14 protein-coding genes are annotated in these 15,730 nt (G+C 62.8%); 7 read left to right on the top strand and 7 right to left on the bottom strand.

The annotated features are described in order from the left end of the window. Positions 1 to 140 precede the first annotated feature (140 nt). Positions 141 to 1,031, top strand: coding sequence for a DMT family transporter (locus tag QOS90_RS05170; protein WP_027593116.1), 891 nt, complete (start codon positions 141 to 143; stop codon positions 1,029 to 1,031). Here the strand turns inward: QOS90_RS05170 and QOS90_RS05165 are convergent, their stop codons facing one another. Beyond that, entirely contained in the window at positions 1,032 to 1,313 is a 282-nt protein-coding gene (locus QOS90_RS05165; protein WP_027593117.1) for an Rdx family protein, read from the bottom strand. Positions 1,314 to 1,380: 67 nt separating this feature from the next. Between QOS90_RS05165 and QOS90_RS05160 the strand changes: the two genes are divergently transcribed. Continuing rightward, a complete protein-coding gene (locus QOS90_RS05160; RefSeq protein WP_027593118.1) occupies positions 1,381 to 3,567 on the top strand; it encodes a patatin-like phospholipase family protein in 2,187 nt (728 codons plus the stop codon). 29 nt (positions 3,568 to 3,596) lie between these two features. Here the strand turns inward: QOS90_RS05160 and QOS90_RS05155 are convergent, their stop codons facing one another. Further along, positions 3,597 to 4,034: a MarR family transcriptional regulator gene (locus QOS90_RS05155; protein WP_027593119.1), complete on the bottom strand. Its 438-nt coding sequence runs from the start codon at positions 4,032 to 4,034 to the stop codon at positions 3,597 to 3,599. A 150-nt stretch (positions 4,035 to 4,184) separates the two neighbouring features. Further along, positions 4,185 to 6,329, bottom strand: a complete 2,145-nt coding sequence (gene recQ, locus QOS90_RS05150) for a DNA helicase RecQ (protein WP_085272475.1) — start codon at positions 6,327 to 6,329, stop codon at positions 4,185 to 4,187. Between the two features lie 246 nt (positions 6,330 to 6,575). Here recQ and QOS90_RS05145 point away from each other — a divergent pair, with 246 nt between their 5' ends. From QOS90_RS05145 to QOS90_RS05135, 3 genes are all read left to right on the top strand, one after another. Then, positions 6,576 to 7,163, top strand: a complete 588-nt coding sequence (locus QOS90_RS05145; protein WP_027593121.1) for a YecA/YgfB family protein — start codon at positions 6,576 to 6,578, stop codon at positions 7,161 to 7,163. 7 nt (positions 7,164 to 7,170) lie between these two features. Then, positions 7,171 to 7,533 (top strand): YbaN family protein, encoded by a 363-nt coding sequence (locus QOS90_RS05140; RefSeq protein WP_085272474.1) that lies wholly within the window; start codon positions 7,171 to 7,173, stop codon positions 7,531 to 7,533. A 380-nt stretch (positions 7,534 to 7,913) separates the two neighbouring features. Further along, entirely contained in the window at positions 7,914 to 9,287 is a 1,374-nt protein-coding gene (locus tag QOS90_RS05135) for a TolC family outer membrane protein (protein ID WP_027593123.1), read from the top strand. Between the two features lie 137 nt (positions 9,288 to 9,424). On the opposite strand, the gene QOS90_RS05130 is transcribed toward QOS90_RS05135, so the two are convergent. From QOS90_RS05130 to QOS90_RS05120, 3 genes are all read right to left on the bottom strand, one after another. Then, a complete protein-coding gene (locus QOS90_RS05130) occupies positions 9,425 to 10,024 on the bottom strand; it encodes a tRNA-uridine aminocarboxypropyltransferase (RefSeq protein ID WP_085272473.1) in 600 nt (199 codons plus the stop codon). A 75-nt stretch (positions 10,025 to 10,099) separates the two neighbouring features. After that, positions 10,100 to 11,665, bottom strand: a complete 1,566-nt coding sequence (locus QOS90_RS05125) for a methyl-accepting chemotaxis protein (RefSeq protein ID WP_085272472.1) — start codon at positions 11,663 to 11,665, stop codon at positions 10,100 to 10,102. 136 nt (positions 11,666 to 11,801) lie between these two features. Then, complete coding sequence (locus QOS90_RS05120; RefSeq protein ID WP_027593126.1) at positions 11,802 to 12,695, bottom strand: LysR family transcriptional regulator; 894 nt, start codon at positions 12,693 to 12,695, stop codon at positions 11,802 to 11,804. A 224-nt stretch (positions 12,696 to 12,919) separates the two neighbouring features. On the opposite strand from QOS90_RS05120, the gene speB reads away from it, so the two are divergent. After that, positions 12,920 to 13,870: an agmatinase gene (gene speB, locus QOS90_RS05115; protein ID WP_027593127.1), complete on the top strand. Its 951-nt coding sequence runs from the start codon at positions 12,920 to 12,922 to the stop codon at positions 13,868 to 13,870. Positions 13,871 to 14,024: 154 nt separating this feature from the next. After that, positions 14,025 to 15,404 (top strand): sodium:solute symporter family protein, encoded by a 1,380-nt coding sequence (locus QOS90_RS05110; protein ID WP_027593128.1) that lies wholly within the window; start codon positions 14,025 to 14,027, stop codon positions 15,402 to 15,404. A gap of 78 nt (positions 15,405 to 15,482) precedes the next feature. On the opposite strand, the gene QOS90_RS05105 is transcribed toward QOS90_RS05110, so the two are convergent. After that, positions 15,483 to 15,611 (bottom strand): PA1414 family protein, encoded by a 129-nt coding sequence (locus QOS90_RS05105; RefSeq protein WP_256214945.1) that lies wholly within the window; start codon positions 15,609 to 15,611, stop codon positions 15,483 to 15,485. Positions 15,612 to 15,730 lie beyond the last annotated feature (119 nt).

Below are 15,730 nucleotides of genomic sequence, written 5' to 3'. Positions count from 1 at the left end.
GCCTGAAGACCTACACTGTGCCTGCACTGGCCCTTTCGCGGGGCAAGCCCGCACATGCTTCGGGGGTTGCGCCGTACCTGTGGGAGCGGGCTTGCCCCGCGAAAGGGCCAGTACTGACATACTCTTGCTCAAGGACCACCATGAACCACCGCACAGCCCTAGGCGCCCTGCACATTGGCGCGCTGTTCTTCGGCCTTACCGGCGTCTTCGGCAAGCTGGCCGCCAGCGCCAGCCCGGCCATCATCGTTTTCGGCCGCGCCGTTTTTGCAGTCCTGGCCCTGGCCCTGTTCGCCAGTTTTGCCCGCCAAGGCTGGCACCGGCTCAGTGGCCAGGATGTGCGCCGCCTACTGCTCGGCGGCGTGCTGCTGGCGGGGCACTGGGTCAGCTTCTTCATCGCCGTCAAGGTGGGCGGCGTGGCCATCGCCACCCTGGGCTTCGCCAGCTTCCCAGCCTTTACCGTGATCCTCGAAGGCCTGCTGTTCCGCGAACGCATCCGCCGCAATGAAGCCGTGCTGGTGCTGCTGGTGAGCATCGGCCTGGTGCTGGTCACACCGGCCTTCGACCTGGCCAGCGAGGCCACTGGCGGCCTGCTCTGGGCGCTGCTGTCGGGGCTGTTGTTCTCGTTGCTGTCGCTGACCAACCGCGCCGGCTCCGGCCGCTTGCCCGCCGTGCAGGCAGCACTGTGGCAAAACCTTGTGGTCAGCCTGTGCCTGTTGCCGTTTGCAGCACCCGGGCTGGGCGCGGTGACGCCGATGGACTGGTTGTGGATCGCCCTGCTCGGCGTCTTCTGCACGGGCGTGGCCCACAGCCTGTTTGTCGCCAGCCTGGCTGTGATCAAGGCGCGCACGGCTGCCGTGGTGTTCGGCATGGAGCCGGTCTACGGCATCGCCGTGGCCTGGGCCGTGTTCGCCGAAACGCCCACCGTGCGCATGCTGCTGGGTGGCGCGCTGATCATTTTCGCCATCGTGCTGTCCAGCCGCCTGGCCGCCGAACAACCCGTAAAGCCACGGCCGCTGGCCGAAGGCGCCTGATCAGCGATCGTTGTGGCCCAGGTCGCGCTGCGGGTCGATCTGGTCACGCACCCGCTGCTTGAGCACCTTGGCCTCCGGGAACCCACCGTCGGCCTTGCGCTCCCAAATCTGCACGCCATCACAGGTGATGCGGAAGATGCCACCGGTACCCGGCTCCAGCGCTACCCGACCAAGGTCGTCGGCAAAGGTGCTGAGCAGTTCTTGGGCCAGCCAGGCGGCGCGCAGCAGCCATTGGCACTGCGTGCAATACGTGATGACGATTTCAGGCTTGCTGATGGCCATTGCGAAGCATCTCCAGGTAAGGGGCCGCTTATACTAGCGGTCTTTTGCCCACGGTTTGAGACTCACGATGCGCCGTTTGCTGTTCTGTTTTTTGCTGATGCTGGTTGCTGCCACGGTCAATGCCGCCGAGCAGGTACGCCCCAAGGTTGGCCTGGTGCTCTCTGGCGGCGCTGCCCGCGGCCTGGCCCATATCGGCGTGCTCAAGGCCCTGGAGGAACAAGGCGTGCACATCGACGCCATCGCGGGCACCAGCATGGGGGCGGTGATCGGCGGGCTGTACGCCTCGGGTTACAGCGTCGAAGAACTGGAGAAGCTCGCCACTACCCTGGACTGGCAACAGGCCTTGTCGGATGCGCCACCGCGCAAGGACGTGCCGTTCCGGCGCAAGCAGGACGACCGTGATTTTCTGGTCAAGCAGAAGCTAAGCTTTCGCGACGACGGCAGCCTGGGCCTGCCGCTGGGCGTGATCCAGGGCCAGAACCTGGCGCTGCTGCTGGAAAGCAAGCTGGCCCATACCGCCGACACCCGCGATTTCGACAAACTGCCCATCCCCTTCCGGGCGGTGGCCACCGATATCGCCAGCGGCGAAAAGGTGGTGTTCCGCCGCGGCCACCTGCCCCAGGTGATCCGCGCCAGCATGTCGATCCCCGCGGTGTTCGCCCCGGTCGAGCTGGATGGCCGCTTGCTGGTGGATGGCGGCATGGTCGACAACATCCCGCTGGATGTGGCCCGCGACATGGGTGTGGACCTGGCCATCGTGGTCGACATCGGTACGCCGCTGCGTGACCGCAAGCAACTGGCCACGGTGGTCGATGTGCTGAACCAGTCGATCACCCTGATGACCCGGCGCAACTCTGAAGAACAATTGGCCAGCCTGCACCGCGACGACATCCTGATCCAGCCGACGCTGGCCGCGTTTGGCGTGACCGACTTCGGCCGCGCCCGCGAGATGATCGAGGCCGGCTACCGCGCCACCCGCCTGCTCGACCCGCGCCTGGCTGCGTTGCGCCAGCCCGAGGGCGACAGCAGCCTGGCCGTTGCCCGCTCGCCGCGTCAACGCACGCCGGTGATCACTGCGATCCGGGTGGAAAACGACTCCAAGGTCAGCGATGACGTGATCCGCTCCTATATCCGCCAGCCGATCGATGCGCCGCTGGAGCTCGACCGCCTGCAGACCGACATGGGCACGCTGTATGGCCTGGACTACTTCGACCGGGTGCAGTACCGCGTGGTGCACAAGGGCGCTGATAACACCTTGGTGATCAATGCCCGCGGCAGACGCGGTGGCACCGACTACTTGCGCCTAGGCCTGAACCTGTCGGATGACCTGCGCGGCGACAGCGCCTTCAACCTCGGCGCCAGCTACCGGGTCAACGGCATCAACAGCCTGGGCGCCGAATGGCTGACCCGCGCCCAGATCGGCGACCAGCAAGAGCTTTACAGCGAGTTCTATCAGCCGCTGGATGTGGGCTCGCGCTACTTCGTCGCGCCCTACCTGGACATAGGCTCGCGCAACATAGAGGCGACCCTGGACAACGACCCGATCGCCGAGTACCGCCTGGAACGTTATGGTTTTGGCCTCAACCTCGGCCGGCAGATCGGCACCTATGGCGAAGTACGCCTTGGCGCGGGCAAGGCCTGGGGGGAAGCCGAAGTGCGTATCGGTGACCAAGACCTGCCCAAGGTCAGCTTCAATGAAGGGTTCTACGAGCTCAAGTACTCGTTCGATACCCTCGACAACGTGTACTTCCCGCACAGCGGCGAAGACATCGGCCTAACCCTGCGCAAGTACGACAAATCGCTCGATTCCGACCAGGACTACCGCCAGTGGCTGTTCAACCTGGACAAGGCCATCAGCAGTGGCCCGAATACCTGGGTGCTGGGCGGGCGCTACGGGCGCACGCTGGATGATGCCGAGGTGGTGACCTCAAGCTTCGTGATGGGCGGCGCGCGCGAGCTGTCAGGGTTCCGCCAGGACTCGGTGTCGGGGCAGAACATCAGCTTGCTGCGCATGGTCTATTACCGCCGCCTGACGCCACGGGCCTACGTGCCGCTGGACTTCCCGTTGTACATCGGCGGCTCGCTGGAACGTGGGCGGGCGTGGAACAACGACAATGAGTTCGACAGTGGCTACATCAATGCGGCGAGTATCTTCCTGGGGCTGGAGACACCGTTGGGGCCGTTGAACTTGAGCTATGGGGCCAACAGTGCGCATGAGCAGGCGGTGTACCTGAACTTGGGGCATACCTTCTGAATCAATGGGGCCGTATCCGGCCCCCGCAATCAGGATTTTTCGAGGTTACCCAGAATCTTCGCATGCACCCGCATGCACACTTCCAGGTCCGCCTCATCCACCCCGGTGAACAGCTCTACCCGCAGCGCGTTGGCAATGGTCTCGATCTGTTCGATCAGCGGCTTGGCCGGTGGGCACAGCAAAATCTTCTTCGCCCGCCGGTCTTCAAGCACTGCCTGCCTGCGCACCAAGCCCTGCGCCTCCAGGCTGTCGAGCAAGCGCGCCAGGGTCGGGCCTTCGACACCCACACTCTGGGCCAGCTCACGCTGGGTCGGTGCTTCTTCGAAACGGGCCAGGTGCAGCAACACCAGCCAGCGCGCCTGGGACAGGTTTAACCCGGCCAGGCGGCGGTCCAGCTCGGCACGCCAGCCCCGGGACATCTGGGCCAGCTGCATGCCGAAGCGGTGTTGGTTGTCGGTCAGGGGCATAAGCAACTCATTGAATAGATCTAATTATTAGGCAGCTAACCATGCCCCGGACCACGTGGCAAGGCTCGGGCGCTTGCCAGTGTTCGATAATCGTCAAAAAGCATGACAAAGGTCAGCAGTTGGCGGTTCTGGCCTCGAACCTGCCGGCTGTTAAACGTCGAACTCCGCGGCCAATGCTGCACGTATGCAATACAACACCCCCTCCGGTACCCGTGGCCCGAATAAGGGCGCGATAGTCGACACCGGCGGCAGCTCACCTTCGCCGTCGAGGAAAGCGTCCTGCACCTCCATCATCAGGTCTTCCGGCAGGTCGAGGGCCTGATCGAGGCTCAGTTCCTGGCGGCCGATGGCCTCGGCCAGCAGGCTGTACACGTTCTTTTCGCTGCAATTGAGCTGGCCGGCGATCTGCGCGGGGGTCATGCCCGCGCGCGCCAGGCTGACCAGCTCGTGGCGCAGGTCGAGCACCACCTTGGGCGCCTCATCGGTGCCACCGCTGTTGTTGAGCACCTCCAGGAAGGCCTGACCGTAGCGCTCCAGCTTGCGCGCACCCACGCCGCTGACCTGGGCCATGTCGCTGAGGCTGGCGGGCTGGCTGCGCAGCATTTCGAGCAGCGTCGAATCGGGGAAGATGACGTAAGGCGGCACGCTGTGCTCCTCGGCCAGCTTGCGCCGCAAGGTACGCAGCGCCTCCCACAGCTCGCGTTCTTCGGCACGCACCAACTGGCTGGCCGGGCTGCCGCCGCTGCCAGCGCTCTTGGCCACCGTCTGCGGCTTGAGGTCGCGGCGCAGTTGCAAGGTCACCTCGCCGCGCAACAGCGGCCGGCAGCTGTCGGAAAGGCGCAGGCCCCCGTACCCTTCGAGGTCGATATCTACCAGGCCGCGTGCAACCAGCTGGCGGAACAACGAACGCCACTCGACCTCGGCCAGCGACTTGCCGACACCGAACACCGAAAGCTTCTCGTGGCCGAAATTGCGCACTTTCTCTGTGTCCTTGCCCAGCAACACGTCCACCAGGTGCCCGACACCATAGCGCTGGCCGGTACGGAATACGGCCGACAGCGCCTGGCGGGCAGGTTCGGTGGCGTCCCAGGTCTGCACTTGGTCGATGCAGTTGTCGCAATGCCCGCAGGGCTGCTCCAGGGTTTCGTCGAAATAGGCCAGCAACGACTGGCGGCGGCAGCGGGTTTCTTCACACAGGGCCAGCATGGCGTCGAGCTTGTGCTGCTCGACGCGCTTGTGGCGCTCGTCGCCCTCGGAGTTTTGCAGCATCTGCTTGAGCATCACCATGTCCTGCAGGCCGTAGGCCATCCAGGCATCGGACGGCAAGCCATCACGGCCGGCACGGCCGGTCTCCTGGTAATAGGCCTCAAGCGACTTGGGCAGGTCGAGGTGGGCGACAAAGCGCACGTTGGGCTTGTCGATGCCCATGCCGAAGGCAATGGTGGCGACCATGATCAAGCCTTCCTCGTTGAGAAAGCGGTGCTGGTTGGCGGATCGCGTTTCGGCAGCCAGGCCGGCGTGATACGGCAGCGCCGGGAAGCCCTGGTCGCAGAGGAAGGCAGCGGTCTCGTCGACCTTCTTGCGCGACAGGCAGTAGACGATGCCTGCGTTGCCGCGACGCTCGCCGAGGAAGGCCATCAGCTGCTTGCGCGGCGCCTCCTTGGGCACGATGCGGTAGAAGATGTTGGGCCGGTCGAAACTGGAAAGAAAACGCTCGGCGCCCTGCAGGTGCAGGCGCTGGACGATCTCTTCGCGGGTGCGCATGTCGGCGGTGGCGGTCAGGGCGATGCGCGGTACATGCGGGAACAGCTCGGCCAGTTGGCCCAACTGCAGGTATTCCGGACGGAAATCGTGGCCCCATTGCGACACGCAGTGGGCCTCGTCGATGGCGAACAGCGAGATGTCCAGGTCGCGCAGGAAGTCGAGCATGCGCGGCTGAACCAGACGTTCAGGCGCCAGGTACAGCATCTTCAGCTCACCGCGGCGCATGCGCCCGGCCAGCTCACGTTGCTGCTCGGCGCTCAGCGTCGAGTTGAGTGCGGCCGCAGCCACGCCAAGCTCGTCGAGCGTGGCGACCTGGTCGTCCATCAACGCAATCAGCGGCGAAACCACCACGGTCAGGCCTGGGCGCAGCAGCCCCGGCACCTGGAAGCACAGCGACTTGCCGCCGCCGGTGGGCATCAGTACCAGCGCATCGCCGCCGTTGGCCACGCATTCGATGATTGCTGCCTGGCGCCCACGGAAACTGTCGTAGCCGAAGATATCCTTGAGAACGCGCTGAGCCTGTTCGAGCATGTGCAACTCCACAAATCGCCGTACCATCCTGGAGACAGGCTGGACGAAAAACCCGCCCCGCACACGCCGAATGCGTAAGCGGTTTTTACTAGACGGCCGACAAAGACCGCCCCTGGATGAAAAATCGCGGATTATACCCCAGTGCTAACCCACGCAGGGTGCCGCTGTGACAGACGTTCCCTTTGCCCCGCCAACGCTGCAAGGTGCTAGAATTCGGTATCGTTTATTCCCCAAGGTAGCCCTGTAATGTCCTTCGCCGAGCAACTCACCCGCCTGCAAGCCTTCCTCGACGCCGACGAGCTGCACGAAGAAGCGCTGGACTACGTCGCCGCTCACGGCTACCTCACGGCCCTGTCGATCAATGCCGAGGACGTACCTGAGCGCGAGTGGATCGACGCCCTGTTCGCCGAAGAACCCCACTACGCCAGCGATGCCCAGCGCACCGAGATCGAAGCGACCCTGGTGGCACTGAAGGCGCACATCGCGCGTCAACTGGCCAGCGACGAAGAATTCGACCTGCCATGCGACCTGGACCTGACCGACGAGCCGGACGATTCCGACCTGCGCGGCTGGTGCATCGGCTTCATGGAGGGCGTGTTCCTGCGTGAAGAGGCCTGGTTCGAGAACGCTGAAGAAGAAGTCAGCGAGATGCTGCTGCCGATCATGGTCGGTTCGGGCCTGTTCGACGAGCAACCAGAGTTCGCCGACATCGCCAGCAATGCCAACCTGCAGGACGACATGATCGTGCAGATCCCGGAAGCACTCAGCGCGCTGTTCCTGCTGCTGCACGCTCCTGATGAGAAGCCGGCGCTGCTCAAGCCACGCCACCACTGAGTCGGCTGTGCGCTACCTGCTGCTGGCCGTTGGCTGGCTCAGCGTTGCGCTGGGGGTGCTGGGGATATTCCTGCCGGTGTTGCCCACCACCCCTTTTCTGCTACTGGCGGCGGCGTGTTTCGCGCGCAGCTCGCCCCGCTTTCACTACTGGCTGGTCCATCACCCGAAGCTCGGGCCGTGGATCCGTGATTACCTCAGTGGCGAAGGCATACCGCTAAAAGGCAAGGTCTACGCCATCAGCCTGATGTGGGCCAGCATTGGCCTGTCGTGCTACTTGGTACCGCTGTTCTGGGCTAGAGCGTTCATGCTCACCAGCGCGGTGCTGGTCAGTCTCTATATCCTCAAGCAAAAGACCCTGCGCAAGCAGTGATCAATGCTGCGTGCGCCAGTAATAGCACCCTCTCGATGAACACATAGCGGGCCTAAATCCTTGCGCGTCATTTTTTTGTCGCCAAATATCTATTTCGCCTATCCAGCCTTTTTTTTAGCTGCAAAAGTTCTGGAACTCGCTGTAAACCTTGAAAAACGAGACTTTCAGCCGCTTTGATTTCGGTGGTCCTTCAGCGTCGCCCGCGCCCTCTTAGACCTGATAAGTCAATTATCAATATCTGTTATGAGAAAATCTTCTTATCACTTTGATTGAATGTTCTTAGCTCTGTTGTTAAAAACCTGAAACGATTTGCATGATAACTATATCGTCATTTTTTTGGCGACCAGCAGGACTTATTTTAGGATCAGGGAGAGGTACCCATGCGCGTTTTGACCCCCATCACCAGTGCATTACTGTTGGCAATGGCGTGTGCCAACGTACAGGCGATGTCGATTACCGAGGCTGTTCAGAGCGCCGTGGACTACCATCCGCAGATCAGCTCCAACCGCAACAGCAAGCTGTCTGCCGATGAAGACGTGAAATTCGCGCGCGGCGGCTACTACCCTTCCGTTGACCTGGTCGCAGGCTATGGCCGCCAGCGTTCGGACAACCTCAATACCCGCGGCACCAACCCCGACGGTACGCGCAACCATGACAAGGCCACCCTCAGCTACACCCAGTCTGAGCTGCGCCTGCGGCAGATGCTGTTCGATGGCTTCAACACCTCGAACGAAGTAGGCCGCACCGAAGCGGTCGCCACCTCCCGCGCCTACTACACCCAGGCGGTCGCCCAGGATGTTGCCCTGCGCGCAGTGGAGGTTTACCTCGAAGTGCTCAAGCGCCGTGAGCTGGTGACGCTGGCCAAGAACAACCTGCAAGCCCACCTGCGGGTAAACGACCAGATCGGCCTGCGCACCGAGCGCGGCGTCGGCAGCACCGCCGACCTCGATCAGTCCCGCGCCCGCCGTGCCTTGGCGGAGAACAACCTGGACACCGCCGAAGTCGACCTGGCCGATGCCGAGGCCAACTTCTTCAGCGTCATCGGCAAGCACCCCGATGAACTGGAAGGGCCGCAATCGATCAAGGTTGAAATTCCTGGCACCCTCGACGATGCCCGGGAAGGCATGCGCCAGAACAACCCTTACATCAAGTCCGCCCAGGCCGACGTCAATGCGGCCGAGCGGCAGTACGAAGTGGCCAAGTCGACCTTCTACCCACGCCTGGACGCTGTGCTGGCCACGGGTGCCAACAACAACCTTGGCGGTGAAAAAGGCCACAGCAATAACGATTGGCAGGCCGGTGTCGAGCTGAACTACAACGTGTTCCGCGGCGGCAGCGACAAGGCCCGCCTGCAGTCCGATGCCCACAAGATCAACCAGGCCCTGGACATCCGCAACAACGCGCTGCGCGAGCTGACCGAGAACCTGAGCCTGGCCTGGAACGCCATGAACAACGCACGCAAGCAGACCCCGACTGCGCGTGAATACGCCGAAACCACCAAGCGCGTGCGCGCGGCTTACCAGGATCAGTTCGGCCTTGGCCAACGCACCCTGCTCGACGTGCTCGACAGTGAGAACGAGCTGTACAACGCCGACCGTCGTTACACCGAAGTACGTTACACCGAGGAATTCTCGATGTACCGCGTGTTGGCAACCATGGGTGAGCTGTTGAGCAAGCAGCGTATTTCGCTGCCGCCAGAAGCCATCGCCAGCAATGAGGTGAAGACCGACGCACAGCTGCCTGAGATGCGTTGATCAACAGTCGGGGCAACCTGACTGTTGGCTGATACACGTGTAGGAGCAGCCTTGCGCTGCGAAGAGGCCGGTGAAAACAGCCAGGATTAACTGCGTTTTCACCGGCCTCTTCGCAGCGCAAGGCTGCTCCTACACGTTTATGGGGTACCGTGATTGCGCTGGAACGTCTCGGCGCCCATGGCTTTGATCTGCCCCTCGATCAGGGCTTCGAACGGTTTAAGCAATGCATCGAAGCTGACAGGTTGCTCCAGCACGTTCAGCGCCTCGACCACCGCCTCGAGGGTCGACAATGCCCCCGGCTCCGGCGCCTTGCGCAACCGGTAGCGCGAAGGCGCGACCGCCCCCAGCGTCACACGCGGCAGGGCCTCCAGCAACGGATTCAGGTACAGCAGCTTGCGTGCCTTGCGCCAGGTACCGTCGGGCACGATCAACAGCAAGGGCCTGTCATCCCCCTCACCATAAGCCGTCAGCACCTGGGCATGCTCACCCGGGAACAGCAGCGCCGGCCGGTAGCCTGGTGTCTGCAGCAATTCAACGAGGTCGTCGAACACCTCGCCAACGCGCAATTCGGCATTGACCAGGCCAAGGGCGGCCAGGCGGGCGGTATTCAGGGCGTGCGCGCTTTCACTGGGGTGCTGCAGCAGAACCACGCGGGTGCGGCTGTCGAGCGAGGGTATCAGTGGGCAAAGGCAGTGGTCGAGCGGGCGCTGGCAGCGCTCGCAGCGGGGTCTGGGCATCGGCTTCTCCTTACCGGGCGCAGTGTGCCATAGCCCTGCAGAAAAGCCCCACTTCCTTGTGGGATACGCTGAACGTCAGCGGTTGAAACGCTCCGCCAAGCTATGCAGATACTCCGCCATACGCTCCAGGTCCTGGCTGATTTCCGCCCCTTGCCTGGCCTGCCCGGCGCTCTGATCACACAGCTGTGCAATCCTCACGATCTGCTGGTTGATATCCTCGGCAACATGGCTTTGCTGCTCAGAAGCCGTCGCCATCTGCTGGCTCATGCCGGTAATCCGGCTGACCGCCTGGGCGATACCGGTCAACGCCGCTTGCACCGCTTCGACACTGTGTACGCTGTCGCGCGAAATCTGCTCGCCGCGGCTGGCCGTGCTCACTGCCCGCTCTGCCCCTGCTCGCAACGAGGCGATGATCTGATGGATCTCCTCGGTCGAGGCACGGGTGCGCTGGGCCAAAGAGCGGACCTCATCAGCCACCACGGCAAAGCCGCGCCCCTGCTCCCCGGCGCGCGCTGCTTCGATGGCGGCATTGAGCGCCAGCAGGTTGGTTTGCTCGGCAATCGAGGTGATCGTATCGACCACGCTACCGATCGACTGGGTTTGCTCGGCCAACGCGTTGACCGCCTGGCCGATGTCGTTGACCGCATCGCTCATGCTGCCCATGGCCTTGAGACTCTGCTGGGCCAACTCACTGCCTTGCTGCGCCAACTGGTCGGCATCGCCTGCCGCATGGGCAGTGCTTTGCACGTTGTGGGTAACCTCTTGGATAGTCGCCGCCATCTGCGCGATGGCCGTGGCGGACTGGTCGGTCTCGTTGCGCTGGCGGTCAAGCATCTGCGCCTGGGCGTCGGACAGGTCAGCCGACTGCGCCGCCCGCGACTTAACCCCAACGCCGGCATCAACCAGGCGGGTCAAGGCGGTTTGCAAGCGGGCCTCTTCGCTGATGATGGCCATGTCCAATTGGCCCTGCAGGCCCAGGTTGTCGCTGTAGGTCAACGCCACCAAGGGGCTGGTGAAGGCTTTCGGGTGCTCGCCAAGTGTGCGCCGAATGGCCTGGCTGTGGTGATGCTCGACCAGGTACCAGGCCAGCAACAGGCTGCTCATCAGCACCCCCAGGGCCGCGTAGGGCGGCAGCCACAGGTAGCTTGCCGCCGACAGCAGGCCCGCGCCGATCAGTGGCCAGCCGTGCCCCAATTCATGCCCTAGCCGCGCCGCCCACGACACCGGCGAACGGCCGGCACGCAAGCGCGCGTAAAGCGCTTCGGCACGGCGAATCTGCTCACGTGTCGGCACTGAACGCACCGACTCATAGCCACTGACCCTGCCCTGCTCATACACCGGGGTGACGTAAGCGCTGACCCAATAGTAATCGCCGTTTTTGGCGCGGTTCTTGACCACGCCCATCCAGGGTTTGCCTTGCTTGATGGTGTCCCACATGTGCCCGAACACCGCCGGGGGCATGTCGGGGTGACGCACCAGGTTGTGGGTCTGGCCGACCAGTTCGTCGTAGGTAAAACCGCTGATCGCCACGAAGGCGTCATTGCAGTAGGTGATGCGGCTGTTGAGGTCCGTCGTGGAGATCAGGCGTTGATCGCTGGAGAAGGTTCTTTCGTGCTCAGTGACGGGCAAATTCATGCGCATCTTGGGCGATCCTTGCAGGATGAAATAGGGAGGAATCATCAGCGCAAGTTGATGTTTAGCAGAGCGCTATCAGGTTAGCGGTCATGTTCTGTAGGAATTGAGCCCGTCCCGACGGAATGCATGGACAGGCTGTGTATCAGCCCACGTTGAGCTGGCTTTTAAGCAGGTCGCGGAACGTCTGAATCAACGGCTCGCGGCTGCGGCCACGACGAATGATCAACGAAAAGGGCGCCTGATAGCCGAAGGTAGAGGGCGACAACACCCGTAGATCGCCCTTTTCCACCCAAGCCTGGGCGTAATGCTCTGGCAGGTAGCCAATGTAGGCACCGGAGAGAATCAGGATCAGCTGCGCCTCCATGCTTTCTACCGTCGCCGCACTGTGCTTGAAACCATGCCGGGCCAGCTCTGCCTGGCTCCAGTAGCCGCGCCCGACCATGCGCTGCTGGGTCACCACCTGCTCAGGGATGCGCCGCTCGTTGAACAACGGATGGCGGCTGCTGCAGTACAGCCAGTGCTGCTCACGGTACAGCGGCTGGTAAACCAGGCCGCTCATGCGCGAAGAGAACGCCCCGATGGCCAGGTCGAGGCGGTTGTCCTGTACACCCAATTGCAGTTCGTACGGGCTGGACACCGACAGGTGCAAGTGCACCGCCGGGTGCTCCTGGCTGTAGGCGCCGATGGCTTCGGCCAGGGGCAGCGCACGGTCACCCACGGTGGAGTCGATCACGCCTAGGTTGAGCGTGCCGCGCAGTTCACCCTTGAGGGCTGCGGCATATTGCTCAAAGCCATCCAGTTCGGCCAGCAGGCGCAGGCTCTCCTGATGAAACAGCTCGCCCTTGCTGGTGAGGCTGAAACCGCCGCGACCACGGTGACACAGCACAATCCCCAACCCGCCCTCCAGCTGGCTCATGTAGGTGCTGATGGCTGACGTCGACAGGTTCAAATCGCGTTGGGCGTTGGCGAAGCCCTGGTGACGCACCACGCTGACGAAGATGCGTAGCAGTTTCAGATCGGGCAGGGTCGAGGTCATGGTGCAACGGTTCCGCAACAGTAAATGCGTGAAGTCTAACCGGTTGCGCGGGCATTAGTTCAGAAATTCCTGAAGTAAGTATTTGCCGGTAGCGATTCTTCCTACGCACTACCTTGCGCAAACTCGGCCGAAATGTCCTGCCCGCCGGCACAACCAGACTACACAGGCGCGCCGCGGCACAGGTTCGAACAAACACAACAATCGACCGACTGATGAGGCCCACCGTGGACAAGACTCTCCACCAACCACTGGGCGGCAACGAAATGCCGCGTTTCGGCGGCATCGCCACCATGCTCCGCCTCCCCCACCTGCAAAGCGCCGCCGGCCTGGATGCCGCATTCATCGGCGTGCCCCTGGACATCGGCACTTCGCTGCGCTCCGGCACCCGCTTCGGCCCGCGTCAGATCCGCGCCGAGTCGGTGATGATCCGCCCGTACAACATGGCTACCGGGGCTGCGCCATTCGACTCGCTGTCGGTCGCCGACATCGGTGACGTGGCCATCAACACCTTCAACCTGCTCGATGCCGTGCGCATCATCGAAGAAGCCTACGACGAAATCGTCGAGCACAACGTTATCCCGATGACCCTGGGCGGCGACCACACCATCACCCTGCCGATCCTGCGCGCCCTGCATAAAAAGCACGGCAAGATCGGCCTGGTGCACATCGATGCCCACGCTGACGTCAACGACCACATGTTCGGCGAGAAGATCGCCCACGGCACCACCTTCCGCCGCGCCGTGGAAGAGGGCCTGCTCGACTGTGACCGCGTTGTACAGATCGGCCTGCGCGCCCAAGGCTACACCGCCGACGACTTCAACTGGAGCCGTCGCCAGGGCTTCCGCGTGGTGCAGGCCGAGGAATGCTGGCACAAATCGCTGGAACCGCTGATGGCCGAAGTCCGTGAAAAAGTCGGCGGCGGCCCGGTTTACCTGTCCTTCGACATCGACGGTATCGACCCCGCTTGGGCCCCTGGCACCGGCACGCCTGAAATTGGAGGCTTGACCACGATCCAAGCGATGGAGATCATTCGCGGCTGCCACGGCCTGGACCTGATCGGCTGTGACCTCGTCGAAGTCTCCCCGCCTTACGACACCACCGGCAACACCTCGCTGCTCGGCGCCAACCTGCTGTTCGAGATGCTCTGCGTGCTGCCGGGCGTCGTGCGTCGCTGATCCTGGCGATAGCACGGCACCGCTTGACTGCAATACCCCGGCAGGAGCCATGAGGGAGGGCCACTGAGGCCCGCCAACACAAGACTAGACCGCCGGGTGGCGCTAAGCCCGTGCGGTCGATCTCGCCATAATAAAGATAATCGGGAGACCCCCAATGGCCTTGGACATCATCGTTGTAATGATCTATACCGCCGGCATGCTCGGGCTTGGCTGGTATGGCATGCGTCGGGCAAAAACCCAGGAAGACTACCTGGTGGCCGGACGCAACCTCGGCCCGACCCTGTACATGGGCACCATGGCCACTACCGTACTCGGCGGCGCCTCCACCGTCGGCACTGTGCGCCTGGGCTATGTCCACGGCATTTCTGGCTTCTGGCTGTGCGCAGCCCTGGGCCTGGGCATCATCGCCCTCAACCTGTTCCTCGCCAAACCGCTGCTGCGCCTGCGCATCTATACCGTGACCCAGGTTCTGGAGCGGCGCTACAACCCGATGGCACGCCAGGCCAGCGCGGCGATCATGCTGGCATACGCGCTCATGATCGGCGTGACCTCGACCCTGGCCATGGCGACCGTGCTGCAAGTGCTGCTCGAGTTGCCGTTCTGGATGTCGCTGATGCTCGGCGGCGGCGTGGTGGTGCTGTACTCGACCATCGGTGGCATGTGGTCGCTGACCCTGACCGACATCGTCCAGTTCGTCATCAAGACCGTCGGCCTGATGTTCATCCTGTTGCCGGTGTGCCTGTACAAGGCCGGTGGCTGGGACACCTTGGTGGCCAAACTGCCTGCGGCCAGCTTCCAGCTGACCACCATCGGTTGGGACACCATCATCACCTACTTCCTGATCTACTTCTTCGGCATCCTCATCGGCCAAGACATCTGGCAGCGCGTATTCACTGCCCGTGACGAGAAGGTCTGCCAACGTGCCGGTACCACCGCAGGCGTTTACTGCGTGGTGTACGGCCTGGCCTGCGCCCTGATCGGCATGGCCGCGCACGTACTGATGCCCGACCTGGCCAACCCAAACAATGCCTTTGCGGAGATGATCAAGAGCACCCTGCCCGATGGCATTCGTGGCCTGCTGATGGCGGCGGCCCTGGCGGCCATGATGTCGACTGCCAGCGCCGGCCTGCTGGCCGCGTCCACTACCCTGACTGAAGACCTGCTGCCCAAACTGCGCGGCGGCAAGCAGTCGAGCCTGGCCATCAGCCGCCTGTTCACCCTGCTGACCGGCCTGGTGGTACTGGGTATCGCCTTGGTGGTGAACGATGTAATCAACGCCCTGACCCTGGCCTACAACCTGCTGGTCGGCGGCATGCTGATCCCGCTGATTGGTGCGATCTTCTGGAAACGCGCAACCACCGCAGGCGCCATCGCCAGCATGTCGCTGGGCTTCGCTACTGCGCTGCTGTTCATGTTCAAGGATGGGCTGGAAGCCAACACGCCGATCTACTACAGCCTGGCAGTTGGCCTGGTGAGCTTTGTCGCAGTCAGCCTGATGTCGCGTAAATCGATGGCAGCAGTCAAGCTGGCCTGATACGCACTAGGCCATACAGACGATTCGCCGCAACAAAAAGGCCGCAGCATCAGCAATGATGCGGCGGCCTTTGTCATTTCAGCGACGACGCGGTTGGCGCTTGCGCTGCTCTTCATCAGTCGGGATCGGCACCGGCTGCAGGGGGGGTGGAATCAACCCCAGTGCGACAGCCAAGTCGTGGAGCCAGTTGAACAGTGGTTTCTTCATAGTGCCCCCTTGACGGGTCAGCCTCACGGTCAATCAATCCAGTGATGTTTCATACAGATCATAGCCCGATGTCCTGTATTGCGCATGCATCTGGTCTTAGAGATAAGGGCCATTTTGAC

The sequence above is a fragment of the Pseudomonas sp. LAIL14HWK12:I10 genome (assembly GCF_900184205.1).
Lineage (GTDB): Bacteria > Pseudomonadota > Gammaproteobacteria > Pseudomonadales > Pseudomonadaceae > Aquipseudomonas > Aquipseudomonas kermanshahensis.
This window is presented reverse-complemented; position numbering and strand designations above follow the sequence as displayed.